Origin of the sequence: Embleya sp. NPDC020886 (assembly GCF_044333915.1) — a bacterium.
GTDB lineage: Bacteria > Actinomycetota > Actinomycetes > Streptomycetales > Streptomycetaceae > Embleya.
Genome location: NZ_JBIRRX010000028.1, coordinates 1 through 17,828 on the forward strand (window position 1 = coordinate 1; position 17,828 = coordinate 17,828).

Annotated in this window: 12 protein-coding genes; 3 read left to right on the forward strand and 9 right to left on the reverse strand. The window is 71.4% G+C overall.

Features of this window, described 5'->3' with window-relative positions; translation table 11 throughout:
- Window positions 1-1,185: 1,185 nt before the first annotated feature.
- Window positions 1,186-2,463, forward strand: a complete 1,278-nt coding sequence (locus ACH4U8_RS44550) for a Cmx/CmrA family chloramphenicol efflux MFS transporter (RefSeq protein WP_395784344.1) — start codon at window positions 1,186-1,188, stop codon at window positions 2,461-2,463.
- On the opposite strand, the gene ACH4U8_RS44555 is transcribed toward ACH4U8_RS44550, so the two are convergent.
- The 5 genes from ACH4U8_RS44555 to ACH4U8_RS44575 form a co-directional block, all read right to left on the reverse strand.
- The gene (locus ACH4U8_RS44555) at window positions 2,366-4,186 is read right to left on the reverse strand and encodes an SDR family oxidoreductase (protein ID WP_395784346.1); all 1,821 of its coding nucleotides are present in this window, start codon (window positions 4,184-4,186) and stop codon (window positions 2,366-2,368) included. The genes ACH4U8_RS44550 and ACH4U8_RS44555 overlap by 98 nt on opposite strands.
- Complete coding sequence (locus ACH4U8_RS44560) at window positions 4,183-5,013, reverse strand: M24 family metallopeptidase (protein ID WP_395784348.1); 831 nt, start codon at window positions 5,011-5,013, stop codon at window positions 4,183-4,185. The genes ACH4U8_RS44555 and ACH4U8_RS44560 overlap by 4 nt, the downstream gene beginning before the upstream one ends.
- A 153-nt stretch (window positions 5,014-5,166) precedes the next feature.
- Complete coding sequence (locus ACH4U8_RS44565) at window positions 5,167-6,216, reverse strand: PDR/VanB family oxidoreductase (RefSeq protein WP_395784431.1); 1,050 nt, start codon at window positions 6,214-6,216, stop codon at window positions 5,167-5,169.
- A gap of 80 nt (window positions 6,217-6,296) precedes the next feature.
- On the reverse strand, window positions 6,297-7,247 hold the full coding sequence (locus tag ACH4U8_RS44570; RefSeq protein WP_395784350.1) for a metal-dependent hydrolase: 951 nt from the start codon (window positions 7,245-7,247) through the stop codon (window positions 6,297-6,299).
- Window positions 7,248-7,354: 107 nt separating this feature from the next.
- Window positions 7,355-7,918: a hypothetical protein gene (locus ACH4U8_RS44575; protein WP_395784352.1), complete on the reverse strand. Its 564-nt coding sequence runs from the start codon at window positions 7,916-7,918 to the stop codon at window positions 7,355-7,357.
- 284 nt (window positions 7,919-8,202) lie between these two features.
- Between ACH4U8_RS44575 and ACH4U8_RS44580 the strand changes: the two genes are divergently transcribed.
- Window positions 8,203-8,886, forward strand: coding sequence for a TetR/AcrR family transcriptional regulator (locus ACH4U8_RS44580; protein WP_395784354.1), 684 nt, complete (start codon window positions 8,203-8,205; stop codon window positions 8,884-8,886).
- Window positions 8,887-9,093: 207 nt separating this feature from the next.
- Here ACH4U8_RS44580 and ACH4U8_RS44585 read toward each other — a convergent pair whose 3' ends face one another.
- The 4 genes from ACH4U8_RS44585 to ACH4U8_RS44600 all read right to left on the reverse strand — a co-directional run bounded on the left by ACH4U8_RS44585 (window position 9,094) and on the right by ACH4U8_RS44600 (window position 15,086).
- Window positions 9,094-9,933 (reverse strand): carbohydrate-binding protein, encoded by an 840-nt coding sequence (locus ACH4U8_RS44585; RefSeq protein ID WP_360322104.1) that lies wholly within the window; start codon window positions 9,931-9,933, stop codon window positions 9,094-9,096.
- Window positions 9,934-10,011: 78 nt separating this feature from the next.
- On the reverse strand, window positions 10,012-10,950 hold the full coding sequence (locus ACH4U8_RS44590; protein WP_395784433.1) for an AraC family transcriptional regulator: 939 nt from the start codon (window positions 10,948-10,950) through the stop codon (window positions 10,012-10,014).
- Window positions 10,951-11,781: 831 nt separating this feature from the next.
- Window positions 11,782-13,881: a glycosyl hydrolase family 18 protein gene (locus ACH4U8_RS44595; RefSeq protein WP_395784356.1), complete on the reverse strand. Its 2,100-nt coding sequence runs from the start codon at window positions 13,879-13,881 to the stop codon at window positions 11,782-11,784.
- Between the two features lie 302 nt (window positions 13,882-14,183).
- Entirely contained in the window at window positions 14,184-15,086 is a 903-nt protein-coding gene (locus ACH4U8_RS44600) for a lytic polysaccharide monooxygenase (RefSeq protein WP_379991344.1), read from the reverse strand.
- Window positions 15,087-16,005: 919 nt separating this feature from the next.
- Here ACH4U8_RS44600 and ACH4U8_RS44605 point away from each other — a divergent pair.
- Window positions 16,006-17,586, forward strand: a complete 1,581-nt coding sequence (locus ACH4U8_RS44605; RefSeq protein WP_395784358.1) for a cellulose binding domain-containing protein — start codon at window positions 16,006-16,008, stop codon at window positions 17,584-17,586.
- Window positions 17,587-17,828 lie beyond the last annotated feature (242 nt).

Sequence of the window (17,828 nt, forward strand, 5' to 3'; positions counted from 1 at the left end):
AACTGCTGTGTATATCTCTTTGGCACGTGCTTTCTCTTTCCGGTTTCCTACAACCCTACGCGGGTCGCTGTCCGGAAGATCAAGGGCACCTCAGTGGAACCCCCGGGTGCGGGAAGCCGTCTCGGGATCCGGGCCGTGACCCTTCCGGCTCACGGGTGGCTCTTCGCCCGGCGGTGCAGACCCGAAACGCCCACCGAGAGGGCACAGCGCAGGGAGAATCCGCCGCCGGGGTGCGCAACCCGGCCCTCGGCACCTGCTTTCGCCGCTCGGTCCCACAAAAGCGCAGGTCAGCGCGAAACAGCGGGTCCGAAGGCGTCCTGCTATCCGGATCGAGACCCTCCCAACCCACCGGCAACCCTTTCACCCGCGCACCCACCCCGAAACGCCCGCCGAAACGCCCCGACCCACTCGGGAAGGCTCCCCGGCGGACCCGACCGGGCCGCCCTCCCTCCGCGCCGTTGCCAGCGCCTTTCCGGCAAGCAACACCCGCGTCTCGCCGGGGAGTCCAGGGCTCCCGGCCGCCGGTGACCGTGGGACCGGGTCCATCTCCACCAGCCCACGTCGACCGTTTAGCACAAGGCCACCCGCTGCCGACCAAAACGCGACCGCCGGCCGCAAACACCCGACCCACTCGGAAACGCTCCCCGGCGAACCCAACCGGACCGCGCACCCGCTCCGCCGTTGCCGGCGCCTTTCCGGCAAGCAACACCCACCTCTCGCCGGGAAACCCAAGGCTCCCGGCCACCGGCGACCCCGGGACCGGGCCCACCTCCGCCGATCCACGCCGACCGTTTAGCACAAAGCCACCCGCGCCCGACCCGACCAAAACGCGACCGCCCGCCGCGAGCACCCGACCCACTCGGGAAGGCCCCGGCGAACGGTGGCTGGTACGCTCCCGAGCGTGTGCAGTCCCGAATCGGACAGACGCCGGCCGCCGGTGTTGCGGTGGCCCTCCTCTCGTCGATGAGCCGATGAACGCGAACCGCCCGGCCTGATCAGGCTGCGGGCGTCTTCGGGCACGGCTGGGCCGCGGCAGTACCGGAGTGGTGAAGTGTGGGCCTCTCGCCCCTTCCCTCCGCCCTTCGTTCCGGCCTGCCCGGACGGTTTCCCGGCGTGTGGTGCGGAACGGGCGGCGCGGCCCACCCCCGTCCGGTCGGATTCGTCGCACGTTCATGGGGTTTCGTCATGCCATTCGCTGTCTATGTGCTCGGGCTCGCGGTATTCGCCCAAGGCACCTCGGAGTTCATGCTGTCCGGGCTGCTCTCGGACATCGCCGCCGATCTGCACGTATCGGTGCCCACCGCCGGGTTGCTGACCTCGGCGTTCGCGATCGGGATGGTGATCGGCGCGCCCACGATGGCGTTGTTGAGCCGGAACCGGCTGCGCCGGCCGGCTCTGTTGTTCTTCCTGGGGGTGTTCGTCGCCGTGCACGTCGTCGGCGCGCTCACCCCGAACTACCCGATCCTGCTGGCCACCCGCGTGGTCGGCGCGCTCGCCAACGCCGGGTTCTGGGCGGTCGCGCTGGTCACCGCGATCGATCTGGTCGGGCCCGAACGGCGGGCGCGGGCCACCTCCGTGGTGGTCGGCGGTGTCACGCTCGCCTGCATCGTGGGAGTGCCCGCGGGTGCTCTGCTCGGCGGCTGGTGGGGGTGGCGGGCGGCGTTCTGGGCGGTGGCCCTGGTGTCCGTGCCGGCCGTCTTCGCGATCGCCCGGACGGTGCCGGATCGAACCGGCGCGGCGGACGGCGCGGCGGACGGCGGGGCGGACGGCGCGGCGGACGGTCCGATCGAGGCCGCCGGTGTGGGCGGCGGCGCGCGCGGCGAACTGCGGGCCCTCGGTACGCCGTCGCTGCTGCTCACGCTGTTGCTGAGCGCTCTGGTCCAGGGCGCGACGTTCGGTTCGTTCGCCTACCTCGAACCGGTCGTCACCGAGGTCGCCGGCCTCGGTGCCGGCTGGGTCCCGGTCACGCTCGCGCTGTTCGGGGTGGGCTCGTTCGTCGGTGTCACCATCGCCGGCCGGATCGTCGACGCCCGCCCGAACACGCTGATCACGGTCGGCGCGGCGGCCCTGGCCGCGGGATGGGCCGCACTCGCCTTGACCGCCGACCGGCCGATCGCCCTGATCGTGCTCGTCCCGATCCAGGGAATGCTCGCCTTCGGCACCGGAACGGCCCTGATCGCCAGAGTGCTTCGACTCGCCCCGGCCGGTTCCGCACTGGCCGGCGCCGCCGCCACGGCCGCGTTCAACGTGGGCGCGGCGCTCGGCCCCTGGTTCGGCGGGCTGGCCATCGACGCCGACTTCGGCTACCGCGCCCCGCTGTGGGTCAGCGCGGCCCTGATGCTGACCGCCCTGTTGCTCACGGCCCTCACCGTGACGACCCGGGCCCGCCGATCCGGGCCAGTGCCCGCATCGTCGCGGGAGACAGCCGGCTCAGCAGGCGGCCCAGCCTCGCCTCCGGCGTGACCGGGACCGTCGGGCGGCGCCGGCGGATCGCGCGGACGATGTGGTCGGCGACCTTCTCCGGTGGGTAGTCGCGCCGTGCGTACAGTCGGGAGAAGCGTTCCCGGCGGGCGTTCTGCTCGGTGTCGTCGGTGTCGGAGAAGGTGGTGGTGCGGGTGATGCCGGTGTTCACGATGCCCGGGAAGATCGTGCTCACCCGCACGCCGGAGCCGGCCACCTCGGCGCGCAGGCAGTCGGACAACATCGCCACGGCGGCCTTGCTCGTCGCATACGCGGCCAGCGGTTTGGACGGCGTATAGGCCGCCGCCGACGCGAGGTTGACGATGTGGCCGCCCGTACCGCGCTCGGCCATCAAGGTGCCGAAGGCCCGGCAACCGTGGATCACTCCCCACAGGTTGACATCCAGCACCCGCTTCCACTCGGCACCGGTCGTGGCCAGGAACGTGCCCGAGTGGCCGACGCCCGCGTTGTTGACCACGATGTCCGGAACCCCGTGGGTGTGTGCGACCTGCGCCGCGAAGGTGTCCATCGCCGCGCCGTCGGCCACGTCGACGCGATACGCGTGCGCCGATCGGCCGTACAGCCGGGCCAGTTCGGCGGTGCGCTCGACGGCGGCGAGGTTCAGGTCGCACAGCACCAGGTCCGCGCCCTGTTCGGCGAACGCGACCGCGGTGGCCCGCCCGATCCCGCCGCCCGCGCCGGTGATCACCGCCAGCCGGCCCACGAACGGGTCCTCGCCCGATGGCGGTTGCCGCCGACGGGCCCGGTCCAGGGCCGGTGTCGCGGTGCCGTGCTCGATGTGGTCGACGAACTCGCGGGTCATCCCGGCCACGATCGTCGCCTTCTCCAGCAGGGCGGACCAGTGGCCGGCGGCGATCGAGCGCCGCCAGAGCACGGGTGCCCACCGCTCCAGGTCCTCGGACAGCGCCGCGCCGACGTAGCGGTCCTCGGTGAGGGTGACGAGCTGTACCGGCACGGTGGTTTCGCGCCGACCCGGCAACAACGTCCGGGGCAACATGTTGGCCCGGTACAGCGCGATGCCGCGCACCGCGTCGTCGGCGAGCGTGGGCTGCGGGTGGGCGGAGCGCGGCCGAACGCCCTCCGCCTCGGCCAACACCCGGCCCCAGTGCGCGGCCAGGCCCAGCCGCCAGGTCGCCGGTGCGAGGACCGGCAGGTGGAAGGCGGTGATGTACCACGAACGCAGCGACTGGGCCGCGAGTTGCCGCACGTGCCGGGGCGTGGGTCGGGCGAATCGGCTGCGCATCCAGTGTCCGACGTGGTCCAGGCACGGCCCGGAGATCGAGGTGTACGACGCGATCCGGCGCGGGCCGGCCCGGTCGGTGACCGCCTCCCACGCCTGAATCGAGCCCCAGTCGTGGGCCAGTACGTGCGCGGGCCGATCCGGGGCGACCTCGGCCAACACCGCGAACAGGTCGGCGGCCAACTGTTCGAGCCGGTAGCCGTACCGATTCCCGGGCGCACCGGACGCGCCCGCGCCCCGGACGTCGTAGCGCACCACCCGATGGTCGCGCTCCAGATCGGCGGCGACGTCGTCCCACACCCGATGGGTGTCCGGATACCCGTGTACCAACAGCACCAACGGGCCGCTCTCCGGCCCCTGTTCGTACACCGCCAGGGAGACCCCGGCGGAGACCACGGTGCGGGTCGGCAGCCCGCCGACCACCTCCACCACGCGCCGGGCGGCACTCCCGGCCGGCGCGGTCATCGGCCGGCCGCCGCACGCACGCGGTGCACGTGCGGCAGGTCGTCGTCCAGCCAATACGCGTCGTCGTCGGTGACCACCAGCAACTCCTCGAATTTGGCGCCCACTCCGCGCAGCGCGAGATGCGGTTCGACCGCCCACAGGCCCGGTGTCGGCGCGTGCCGCGAGGCCCGCCCGTCCGCCCACAGCGGCGAACGCCCGTGCAGTCGCTCGCCGATCAGCTCCCGGCCCAGGGTGCGCAGCGTGCGCACGCCGAAGCCAAGCGCACTCACCCCGATCGGCCCGCGCAGCGTCACCCGGGTGACCCGATGGCCGATCACCCGCCCGGGGTAGACCCGATGCCGGTTGTCGTAGCCGTGTTCGAGGATCAGCGCGTCCACCGCGCGGTACACGTCGTCGAGCGGCCTGCCCGCCTTGACCTCGCGCAGGATCAGGTCGCGGTAGGCGCCGAGGTCGGCGACGAGGCGGTCCCACACCGCGTTCTCGCCGACCTTGCCGGCGTAGCCGATGTCGGCGGTGTACCCGTCCACGATCGGGGCGCAGTCCAGTACGTACGGCATGCCCTCGGTGAGCACCCGGCCGCTGGGGAAGAACTGGAGCGGGGTACGGAAACCGCGGAACGCGGTGCGGTCGCCGAACCACACGAACGGGATGTGGAAGAAGTCCCAGACGCCCTCCGCCACCAACTCCCGGCGCAGCCACGCGGCGACCCGACGCTCCGTCACCCCCGGTGTGATCCGGGCCGCGACGCGCTCGGCGCATCGGTACGCCAGCCTTTGCACGTCGCGAAATCGCGCCAGATCGACCTCGTCGTAGGCGAACGTCGGCATCCCTCGCGTCGTTCGCTGCGCCGGAACCGGTAGCCGTGTGCTCATGAACTCCGCCTTCGTGGAGGTGGGATGACACCGAGTCGGATGCAGCCGGGTGATCCGCGCCCGAGTGGTCGGCACGCGGCCGTTCGGGGGGAGGGCTCGCCCGGCCGCTCACAGATCCAGTACGAGCCGCTCCCCCTCGGCGGCCCGCGACACGCACACCAACATCGCGCCCGCCGCCCGCTCCCGGTCGGTCAGCCGCAGATCACGATGCTCGACGACACCGGCCGACACCCGGACCCGGCACACTCCGCAGAACCCCTGCCGGCACGAGTAGGCGGTGTCCGGCCGGGCCTCGCGCAGCACGTCGAGGGCGGATCGGTCCGCGGGCACCGACAGGTCCATCCCGCCGTGCGCGAGCCGCAGTTCGAAGGCCCGCCCGTCGACCACCGGCGCCGGCGCGAACCGCTCGAAGTGCAGCCCGCGGGCCGGACTCGCGTCGATCGCCGCCCGGATCCCGGCCAGCATGGGCGCGGGGCCGCAGCAGTACACCGCCGCCCCGGCGGGCGCCCGGCGAAGCAGCTCGGCGCCGTCCGGCAGTCCCGCCTCGTCGTCCGTACGCACCTCGAACCGCCCGTTGGTTCCGCCCAGTTCCGTCAGCTCGGCGCCGAACGGCAACGAGGCGCGGGTGCGGCCGAGGTGGATCAGCCGCCAGTCCAGACCGGCCTGTTCGGCCCGGCGCACCATCGGCAGTATCGGCGTGATGCCGATGCCGCCGGCCAGGAAGAGCACGGCCGGTTCGGCGGCGAACGGGAACGCGTTGCGCGGACCGGCCGTGCGCAACGTCGCGCCGACCGGCAGCGCGTCGTGGATCTCCACCGATCCGCCGCCGCCCTCGGCGAGTCGGCGGACCGCGATCCGGTAGGTGTAGCGATCCCGCGGGTCGCCGCACAACGAGTAGTGCCGGCGGCGTCCGGAGGGCAGTTCCAACAGCAGGTGGGCGCCGGGCTGCCAGCCGGGCAGTCGGCCGCCGGCCGGTGCGCCCAACCGCAGCGAGAGCACGTCCCGCGCCTCGACGACCCGTTCGCGCACCACGAGTTCGAGTGATCCGGGTCGGGTGTTCGGCGCGGTGGGCGACCCCGCGACGCGGGCTCGGCGCCGTCCCCGGTGGGCGAGCGCCCCGGTGTGCAGCCGGCCGAGCACGGTCAGCGCGCGCATCATCCGGTCGCCGCGCTCGCGCCGGTACAGGTCCGGCGGCGCACCGGTCGGCAACGGCACCGAAGTCGGCGGCGTGGCCGGGCTCATCGGGCTGCGGACCGGGCTGCGGGCGAGCAGGCCAGGTAGGCGACGGCCTGGCTCGTGGAGCCCTCCTGGGTGGGGTGGTAGCGCGGCTTGACGTAGCGCGCGGCGGACCGCGCGACGCCGGTGAGCCCCGGCAACAACCCGCGCCTCGACGCCTGTACGTACGCACGCCAGGTCGGCCTGCCCCGGCCCGCCGCCTCGGGGTCGGCGAACATCAGGAAGCGCACCCCGCGCACCCACAGCCAGATCAGCACCGGGCCGGTGACCGCCATGGTGCGCATCCGACGCGAATAGCTCGGGTCCACATGCACGAGCAGGTCGTAGGCGACGCTGCGGTGTTCCACCTCCTCGGCACCGTGCCAACGCAGCAGGTCGAGCATCGTCGGATCCGCCTCGGCCCGGTCCAGGCCGGGCGCGTTGAGCACCCAGTCGCCGAGGAACGCGGTGAAGTGCTCGATCGCGGCGATGATCGCGACCCGCTCGATCAGGTGTTCGCGGCCGGCGGCGCCGGCGAGGTCGTCCCGGGCGCCGAGCACCCGATGGAAGAGCCACTCCACCTGACGCAGGAACGGCGCCGGGTCCAGGCCCTTGGCCGGCAGTAGGTCCAGCACGCCCTGGTGCGCCTCGGCGTGCACGGACTCCTGGCCGATGAAGCCGATCACGTCCTCGCGCAGCCGCTCGTCGGTGATCAGCGGCAGCGCCTCCTGGAAGGTGCGCACGAACCAGCGCTCGCCCTCGGGCAACAACAGGTGCAGCACGTTCATCGTGTGCGTGGCCATCGGTTCGTCCGGCACCCAGTGCATCGGCAGGCGCGACCAGTCGAACCGCACGTCGCGCGGATCCAGCGCCAGGTCGCGGTGTTCGTCGCGAACGACGGGGCCGTCGAGGGGAGTTCGGATCGAGCGCCGGGTGATCCGCGGGACCGCTGCGGCGGGGGGAGCCGGGGACATGGCGGTGCTCCTTCGTCGGAAGGACTCTTGTTACCCCACAGTAGGGAGTGTTGAACAAAAGTCAATACTTCGCTCGCACGTCGCCTTCGGCCGCTCCGGGAGGAGGGTCAGGACGGCTTGAGCACGATGTCGGTGGTCAGCTTGTCCGCGTGTACGAACGCCTGTTGGGCGCGCACGTCGGTCATGAACACGAACGGCGGGATGATCGGCGGCAGCGGCAACGCGTCGGGCGCGAAGTCGAGGCAGATCAGGCCCTCGATGCAGCCGTGCAACCGGGTGAGGTAGATCCGCACATGGCCGACCAGATCCAGGCTGCGGGTGGTCAGCTTCACGTTGCCGCCGGGGTCGACGGTGGTGAGGGCGTAGTCCTTCAGGTGCGCCGAATCCATGGTCAGGACCAGCACCTTGCGCGGCCCGGCGGCGGTGTCGACGGTGGTCACCCCCGCCAGGGCGAAGCCGTTCGGCGCGAACACGCTCGCGGTGATGTCCACCGGCTTCGCGTTGGCCCGCGCGCCGGGCGCCGGTGCGGCGGCCGATGTCCGCGACGGCGGTGCGGCACGCGCTCGCTCGGCGCTCGGGCCGACGACCGCGGAGGCGGCGATCAACACCGCAACTGCCGCCGCCGGGAGGGCGGAAGGATGGGTTCGGTGCGGCCGCGGGCTGGAATCCATGTCGAGTCCGTCCTCGTCGGAATCGGTCGCGCTGCGGGGGTGCCGTGGATCGGGGCCGACGACGATGCGGGTGCCGTCGGTCGAAAAGCACGATGCCGCGGCGGGTTGCCTGCCGCGAACCGCGATGCCTTGCCGAGAAATGAGGCGACCGGGAGGATTCCCCGAACCGCCCGAGGGCTGCGCCGGTACTCTTGCCGTGGACGTGGCACGCGGAGCGCGATCGCCCGCACCACGTTGCCGCCAACCGTGCACGTACCTTGCCGCGACCGAGACTAGGCGTCGTTTTGAATCAAAGTCAACGATCCCGCCGGGACGGCCGCCGGACCCCGCCCGAATCCGAACGCTCGCAGGCCCGCCGGGCCGAACTCGTGGCCATCGGACGGCAATTGTTCGCCCACACCTCGTACGACGCACTGTCCGTGGACGAGATCGCCGGCCGGGCGAATGTCGCCAAGGGCCTGCTCTACTACTACTTCCGGAACAAGCGCGGCTACTACCTCGCGGTGATCGAGGACTCGGTGGCCGACCTGGTCGCCCGGGCCCGCAGCGATGCGGATCAGCCCGCGGCCGACCGGCTGCGCAAGGTGCTCGACGGCTATCTGCGCTTCGCGCAGGGGAACGAGGCCGCCTACCGCACGGTGGTCAGCGGCGGCGTCGGCTTCGACACGGACGTGCTCACCATCCGCGAACGTGTCCGCGAGGAGATGCTCACCTCACTCGCGGAGGGCGCCTACGGCCGGGCCGACCCGTCGCCGATCGCCCGCGCCGCGCTGGTCGGTTGGCTGTACTGCGTCGAGGGGGTCACCCTGGACTGGCTGGCCCGCCGGGAGTTGGCGCGCGAGGAGATCCACCACCTGCTGGTGATGCTGCTCCTGGACACCTTCGTCACCATCGCCCGGTTGGACCCGGCCTGGCCGGCCCCGGAGGCCGCCCTCGCCCTGCACCGGGCGAGCGCACCTTCGCAGTAGCGGGCACCGCGAGTGGCGGTCGGGGTGGGCCCGACCCGGCCGGCCGCGTCCGGCTCGACCCCGGGTCGGGCACTCGACACCGGCGGCTCGGCACGGTCCCGGCATCGGGCACAACTTCGAAGGACGACATCGGGGCACGGCATCGGGCCCCGGCGGGTGGCGCCGCCGGGGCCCGTGATCGACTCGCCTCCCCCCGAGGTCGGTCGATCAGATCCGCTGCCACAGAGCCGGCACGTTGGGCGGCTCCCAGCCCGGTTGTGCCGTGTGGCCCTGCAGGCAGCGGTAGTTCTGACCGCCGTAGCTCGCTGTGGCCCCGGCCGGGTAGTTCGTGCCCGCGGCCCAACTCCCGCCGCCCGGCGGGTTGGTGGGCGGCTGGCTCGTCGGCGGGGTGGTCGTCGGCGGAACGCCGTTGACGTTCAGCACGAAGTCGAAGGACGCCTCCTTGCCGGTGTTGACCGTACGGACCGTCATCAGCAGTCGGGGGTCGTAGATGGTGTCGGTGTTGTTGCGCGGCTCACCGGGGAAGTACGTCTGCGTGGTGAGGATGCCGCGGTTGGGCGCCTGGACCTTCATGTGCAGGTGCCGGGTGCGGCCCGGGTACAGGCCGGGCACGACCGTGGTGAGCTTGTAGGCGCCCTGGGCGTTGGTGTACTGGTGACCGCGGAAGGTGTATCCGACGTTGTCGTAGTTGCCGTTGGTGTCCGCCTGCCAGAAGTCGAGCAGCACGTTGGCCAGCGGCTGACACTGCCGCCCGAACACGTACCCCGACACGGTCAGCAGCGTGCCCGCGCCGGTGAGCACCGAGCGCTCGGGCGAGTTGGGCTTGAAGTACGGGCCCTCGGTCTGGTCGATCGTCGGCTCGTCGCCGTCGTGGCAGAAGGGCGTCGGCTCCAGGGTGTGGCCCTGGTCGCGCTGCGCTCGGGCGAGCGCCGGCACACCGCCGATGAGCAGCGGGAGGGGTGCGGCCACCAAGGCCGCCTTGAGCAGGTTCTTGCGGGTGATGCCGCGCCTGACGGGCTCGTCCTGATCGGTGTTGTCGGTGCCCACAGCGACCTCTTCTCGGCGAGGGGACGGGTGACCGGGATCGAGGCGAATCGATCCGGCGCACTCGCGATTGGTCTGAACCTATGCTCGGCGATCGGGCGCGTCGATGGACAAAGCAAGGCTCTCGTGGTGCTTCGCGTTGATCTCTCTGCGGTACTCGCCGGGCGTGCTCCCGGTCTCCCGGCGGAAGAACCGGCAGAAGTACGCGGGGTCCGCGAAACCCACCCGATCCGCGACCTGACGTACCGTCAGATCGCTGCCCGCCAGCAGCCGTTTGGCCTCCACCACCTGGGTCTGGCGGATGATCCGGCCGGGCGTACGTCCGGTGGCACTCTTCACCGCGTGGTTGAGGTGACCCACCGACACACCCAATTGGGCGGCGTACGCACCGACCGTACGCTCCACCGGATCCAGATCCACCGGCCCGTCCAGGAGCCGGGCGAAACGCTGCGCGATGACGGCGGTCGGACCCGGATCCTGCTCGGGTTCGACATCCGGGTCGTCGTGCGCGGCCAGTCGGGCCGCCCTCAGGATCAGCACATGCAGGTACGCCTGGAGGATCGGGATGAACCCCTCGCCCTGCTCGGCGTATTCGCGGCGCATCTCGGCCACCACCCCGGCCAGCCCCGGCGCCGCGTCGGGTGTGGGGCGCAGCCGTGCGTATCCGGCCAGTTCGCGAATCGTGTCCCGGTCCTCGGGGTGGGCAAGCAGGAAATCGTCGTTGAACAGGACGACCCAGCCGGTGAGTCCCTGCATGCGATGCCAGAAGTGCACCTGGCCCGGCGCGACGAAGAACAGGTGCGGCGGATTGACCGTTCTCGGCGCCAGATCGACCACGTGCGTGCCACGCCCGCCGGTGACGAAGACGATCTCGTAGAAAGTGTGCCGATGCGGGAAGTCGGCCCGCGACATCGGTCCGATCGTGTCGAACGACCCGATCGCGAACGGCAGGATGCTCGGCGCGGGTACGTCCAGCCGATGCAGGGGGACCGCCGGTCGAAGCTGGGTGGGCGAGCTCATCGGCCCCTCCCGACCGGTGCGTCGGGCCTGCCCGGCCTGCTGTTCCTGCGGAAGTCCCATGCCATGTCGGCCCCCTGGCGGTTCTCGGACGATGCGGCCGGCGCTCGATCAGCGGTTCACGCTAGACCGTTCGATACCCGCCGTCGGCGAGTTCGCACCCTCCGTCACGAACTGTCAAACGCCGACCGGTACATCGGAGACCCGGATCACCCGCTCTCGACACCCACCCGCGCCCGAACCCGGGTGCGCGCCGACAGCAAGTACACCGTGCCGGACACCACGATCGGCAGGAACCAGCCATTCCGCACAAAGGAGACCCGACCGACGTTTCGTCGGCCGGATCCGAAAGGAAACCAAATGGTTGGATATTCTCGTGCGACTCCGCCGTTCCGCTCGACGCGGATCACCTTGCCGACGCCGTCGCGGCGGCCGGTGCGGTGAAGTCGGCCGCGCGCAGCTCGGCGACCACGGGCGCGTGGCCCGCCGTCGGCCGGCCGACGCCTCGTAAAGTCGGCCGTCGGCCCGGAGCTCGTGGACCGGGTCCAGGGCGGTTCGGTCCAAGTGCAGTGCGCGGCTCCCTCCGGCGGATCTGCGCGGCGGTCTCCATGGCGGTTCGGGGTGATCGGGCAGCACCCGCGGGCGTCGTGCGGGTGACGTCCGCAGGTGTTGCCCGATCACCCCGAACCGAGGAGCCGGCCGGTGTACCCACGCCGAGCACCGGCCGCCGGCTCACGGTGGGGTCGCGAGCCGACGTCCGGCGTTCCTGGGCGATCGACGGAGCGTTCGGGGCGGGCCGTGCGGATCCGCACGGCCCGCCCCGGCGGCCCGGTCTCAACTGATCGCGAAGTCGTCCCCGTGGACCGAACCCTGCGCGTACCAACCGTGCAGGTAGACGGTCACCGAACCGGAGGCACCGACGGTGAACGGGATGGTCAGCTTGGTCCACGCGGCGCCGGGTGAGGCCCACGTGCTCGCGGTCGCGCCGCCGCTGACACCCAGGTAGGCGTAGTTGCCGCGGACCCAACCGGTGAGCGTGTGGGCCGAGTTCGGCGCCAGTTGCAGGGTCTGCCGGCATTCGCCGGTCTGGGCCGCGCCGGCCGCGGCCTCGATCGCGTGGGTGCCGCCGTGCGCCACCGAGGTGACCACCGCGCCGCCCGGCTGGCAGGTCCACGGGCTGAGCGCGCCGCTCTCCAGGTCGGCGTTGAGCAGGCCGCCGGTGGGCGCGCCGGTCACGGTGAGGTTGTACACCGTGTTGTGCGTCGCCGAGGGACCCGTGCCGGTGACGGTGAGCGGGTAACTGCCGGCCGGCACGGACGCGGAGGCGGTGATGGTGAGCGTCGCCGACCCGCCCGCGGTCACCGAGGTCGGGCTGACCGTGGCGCCGACCCCGTTGGGCGCGCCGGTCACGGTGAGCGCGACATTTTGCGCGGCGCCCGCCGTGACGGCCGTGTTGATCGACGCCGACGTGGTGCCGCCCTGGGCGACGGTGCCCGAGGCCGGGCTGAGGGTGACGGAGAAGTCGTCGATCACCGGTCCGGAGGTGACGGTGAGCGTGTAGGTCCCGTGGTGCGTCGCCGACGGCCCGGTGCCGGTGACGGTGAGCGGGTAGGTGCCGGGCGTCGCGGACGCGGAGGCGGTGATGTTCAGCGTCGCCGACCCGCCCGCGGTCACCGAGGTCGGGCTGACCGTGGCGCCGACTCCGTTGGGCGCGCCGGTCACGGTGAGCGCGACGTTTTGCGCGGTACCCGCCGTGACGGCCGTGTTGATCGACGCCGAGGTGCTCCCGCCCTTGGCGACCGACCCGGAGCCGGGGTTCAGGGTCAGCGAGAAGTCGTTGGTGACCGGTCCGCCGCCACTGGTGAACGGCGCGAAGGTGTGCGTGAACTGGTAGAGGTCCTGCGGGATTCCGGAGCAGTTGTCGGCCGCCCCGCTACCGGGACAGTTGCCGTTGTCGCGCTGGAGGGCCCACATCGACAGGGTGCTGATGCCCTGCGTCTTGGCCCAGTTGTAGACGGTGACCGCGTCGGCGGTGGTGAACGTCTCGGCCGGGCCGAAGTCGTCCACACCGGGCATCACGGTGATCCCGACCATGGCCCACAACTCGGCCTGGGTCTTGTTCGGGTAGAGCTGCGCGAGTTGGTTCTTCAGGCCGGTCGCCGCCGACTTGGCGTCGTTGGCCATCTGGTGCGGCTGGTTGTCGTAGTAGTCGAACGTCATGATGTTGGCGACGTCGACCTTGGTCCCGTTGGAGACCGCGTTCTGCAGTACGGCCAGGCCGCTCTCGGCCAGACCCTGCGTCGTGGTCGGCAGCGTGTACTGGATCTGCAACGGCCGGCCGGTGCTCGCCGCCCAGGTCTGGACCTGCTTGATCGCCTTGTTGCGGCGGTCGATGCCGGCCGGGTTGGTGAGCGAGTTGTCCTCGATGTCGAGGCAGATCCGGGTCAGGTCGTAGGTCGAGACGACGTTCTGGATGGCACTGGCGATCGAGTTGACGTTGGTGCAACTGTCCGCGATCTCGGTACCGGTGTTGTCCGCCGTGTAGCCGCCGAACGACGCGATCACGTCGCCGCCGGCCGCGCGGATCGAGGCGATCTCGGCGCCGAACGTGGCCTGGGAGATCGGCATCCCGGTATCGCCGTTCCAATACGGCGTACACGATCCCTTGGTCGGGGTCTGGATGAAGGCCATGGTCAGGTACTTCGCGCCGGAGGCGGCGGACAGCGTGGCCGGGTTCTCCCCGGTCCACGCCTCGAAGTACGGCGCGAACACCTGGGTGGGCATCGGTGTGCCGACCGCCTGGGCGACGGTCGTCTCGGGCACCGCCTCCGGCGCAGCCTGCGCCGCGCCGCCTGCGGACAACACGAGCCCCAACGACGCGGCTGCGGTGGTCAGCACGGTCGCCAGGGTACGGAGCGGACTTGGTCGTCGCATGGGTACTCCCGCATTCGGTGGGACGGGAAGAGGACGGGGCGCGGGGCGGTGCGGGGCGGTGCGCGGTGCGAGACGGTGCGGGGTGCAGCACGGTGCGCGGTGCGGGACGGTGGCCGTGCGTCGCTGCGCGGCAGCGGGAGGCGGCGGGGCGGCGGAGGGGCAAAGGTCGAGCGACAGACGACGGTGATCGGTGATCGGGCAAGGTATGGCCCACCTCCGGCCCGGCGGCGGCCGTCGGGTTGGTCGGGCCCGTCGGCTTCGTCCGGACCGGAGGTGGCATCTGTGGGGTGCCGGGCGCGTGGTCAGCGCCGGGCGCGGGCCTCTCGGCGTCGACTGGTCAACACCACGGCGCCGCCGAGGACGACGAGCGCACCGGCACCCGCCGCGCCGACGGTGGCCGCGCGCGGGACGCCGGCGGGGCCGGTGTCCGATACGGCCGCGGCGACCGGCGCCTCGTTGATGGTCGCGGGGTTGCGCCCGGCGGGCTCGATGTACGGCGCGCCGGTCTCGTGGGCCAGCGGTGCGGTCGCGGGGTTCACCCGCGCGGCGGCGGGGGCGGCGGCGGCTCCGAAGACCACGTCCGAGCAGGAGTAGAACGCCTCGGGGCTGTCGGTGCGTTGGTAGACGACGTAGATCAGGTGCCGACCGGTCTTGCCGGCGGGCATCCGCCCGTTCATCACGAACGACCCGTTGTCCAGCGGCGGATCGGTCTGGGTCAGGAACGGCGTGGGCTCCAGATCCGACCACTTCAGCGGCACCGTCGGGTCGTAGCCGTCCCGGGTCACGTAGAACTCGAACGTGCCGCGGTGCGGCGAGGTGGCTCGGAACAGGAAGTTGAACGTGCTGCCGGCGGAGACCGAGGTCGCCGGCCAGTCGGCGCGCGCCTGGTCGAAGCCCTTGTACTTGTCCCGCCCGGCACTGCACAGCTTGCCGTCCGGAATCACCTGACGATGCCGGCCGGCAACGTCCGCGAGGTTGACCTCGTTCCAGTCGTACACGGGCTGCGTGCCGCCGATCGCGACAGCCGCCTTGCACGCGGCGGACGTGGGGTTCTCCGGGTTCTCGGCGCGGCACGTGCCGGTCCGGCTGAGCGGATTGCTCAGCGTGCCGTGCGCCTGCGCCGTTCCGGTGGCGAGCGCGGTGATCGTCAGGGGCGTCAGACAGCAGGCCGCGGCGAATGCCGCAACCTTGCGGCGAGACTTCATGAAGCCCTCCGGGTAAGGGAATTGCCAATATCGGGGGACGTGCGGGGGCCTCACGACGGGGGCTCGCTCGGGAAAGGAGCCCCCGGATGGGGCGGATCGGCGCGGATGGGACGGTCGGCGCGGACGGGGTGAGTCGGCACTGATGGGACGGGATCCGCGATGGCCGCGACGGATCCGGGTGTTCCGGCATACGGGTACCGACGCCTGTGGTCCGGGGGGACAGGTATAGACCAATGGCTGCGGCGGTACTCAGAGTCGCCGTGCTCGTCCGGTCGCGCAAGAGCACGGAGCCGGTCTTTCCGGCGGGACGGCCCGATCGGACCGTCATTACTCCCCAACCGAGACGTTGCGAACTGCGCCGAAAAGTCGGGATGGCCTGCGCGACCTTGTTTCTGACACACCGTCAGTTGTGTCGTCATTGTGGCGAGGAAAAATTTTCCGCGATTGCCGGCCGCCTTGCCAATACTTGCCGGGCAACCCCAAAAAGTGCCCGCACACCTATGGACGGGAACCAGGTTGGTATAGACCATTGTCCGTGCAAGGACGCTCGTCGGCGCGATGCGGACGGCGATCGTCCGGCCTTTCCGAAGATCGGCGCCACCGCAGACCCCCCGAGCACCAAGCGCCAAACGCCCGAACACCCAGCACTCCGACACCGACTGCCCCACCGCCCGGCCGCGAGCGGTGGCGCACGCCAACCGGCGGCGTGCGCACGGCATGTCCACCACCGCTCTCGTCCCCCGACTCGTGTCCCAAGACGTGTCCAGGAGCCGGCTCGATGATCTCTGCGTTCCCCGCCCCACACCGCAACTCGCGCCCCAGCACCGCGCTTTCCCACAACTCGCCTCCCCGCGACCCACGTCCCGGTAGGGCTCGTTCCGACCAGGGCACGCCTCCTCCCGGGGCTCGTCGCCGATCGTTGCGCACGCTCGCCCGGGTCCTGGCCGCAACCGTCGTCGCACCGCTCGCACTTGTCGTGCTGCCCACCGGTGCCGCGCACGCCGCGACTCCCGAGGCGACGTTCGCCAAGGCGTCCGACTGGGGTTCCGGCTTCACCGGGCAGTACACGATCCGCAACCAGGGAACCGTCGCACTCACCGCCTGGCGGGTCGAGTTCGACCTGCCCGCCGGCACCACCGTCGGCTCGTACTGGGATGCCGTGCAGACCGGATCGACCGGCGGCCACTACGTCTTCACCAACCGCGAGTACAACGGCGCCCTCGCCCCGGGTGCCTCGGTCACCTTCGGCTTCCTCGGCTCGGGCCCGGGAACTCCCGCCGGCTGCAAGCTCAACGGCAACCCGTGCGTCGGACCGGCCGTCCCCGACACCACCCCGCCCAGTACACCGACCGACCTGCGCGTGACCACGGCCGGCCCGAACGCGCTGGCCCTGTCCTGGACCGCGTCCACCGACAACGACCGGGTGGCCGGCTACGACATCCAGGTCGACGGCGCCGCGACCACGACCAGTGCCGGTCCGGGCGTGACGTTGTCCGGGCTCACCCCCGGCACCGCCTATGCGGTCAAGGTGCGCGCGAAGGACGCGGCGGGCAACGTGTCCCCGTTCACTCCCGAGCTGATCGCCACCACCACGACCGGCGGTGGCAATCCCCCACCGGGATCGGTGCGCAGCGTCCCGTACATCGACATCACCGCACCCACCCCGACCCTGACCGACGTCGCCGCGGCCACCGGCCAGAAGTTGTTCACGCTCGCCTTCGTACTGGGCAGCAACAGCGGCTGCGACCCCAAGTGGGGCGGCACGATCGCGCTCGACGAACCACGTATCGTCAACCAGATCACCGCACTTCGCGCCCAGGGCGGCGATGTCGTGGTCGCCTTCGGCGGCGCGGCCGGGCCGTACCTGGAGGCGTCCTGCGGCAGCCCCGACGCGCTCGCCGCCGCCTACACCAAGGTGATCGACACCCTCGGCGTCAAGCACCTCGACATCGACATCGAGGCGTCCATCCCGCTCGACACCATGAACAAGGCGCTGGCCAAGGTGCAACGGGACCGACCCGCCACCACCGTCAGCTTCACCCTGATGGTGCAGGGCGACGACTACGGGCTGACCCCGTCCCTGGGCGTGGACCTGCTCAAGAACGCGCGGGACAACGGAGTTCGGGTCGACATCGTCAATCCGATGGCGATGGAATTCGGCACCTCGCGCCCGGTGTGGGGCGACGCGGTGATCACCGCCGCCGAATCGACGCTGCGTCAGATGAAGGAGATCTGGCCCACCAAGTCGGACGCCGAACTCAAGAGCATGCTCGCGGTCACCCCGATGATCGGCCGCAACTTCAACGGCAAGACTTTCGTCCAGTCGGACGCGAACAAGCTGGTCGCCTGGGCGAACACCAACCACATCGGCCGGCTGGCGTTCTGGTCGGTAGGCCGGGACAACGGCTCCTGCCCGGGCGGCGGCGTGTCGCCCACGTGCAGCAGCATCAGTCAATCGCCTTACGAGTTCACCAACCTGTTCAAGAACTTCACCGGCTGAACCCACCTGCCCGGCATCGGTCGACCCCCTTTCGGCCGGTGCCTCCCGCGCCCGGCGGCGCCCACGCGACGCCGCCGGGCCACCCTCTCACCGGGCCCGATCGATCTCGGCGGCAACCGCCGGTCGCAGGCCCGCCGCGGTACCGATGGGGTCGGATATCAGGATTCGTACGCAACACATCACTTTCAACCGTTACGTTGATCGCGGGCCGGGGCCGACCCTGACGTCGCGTACGAAGCGGA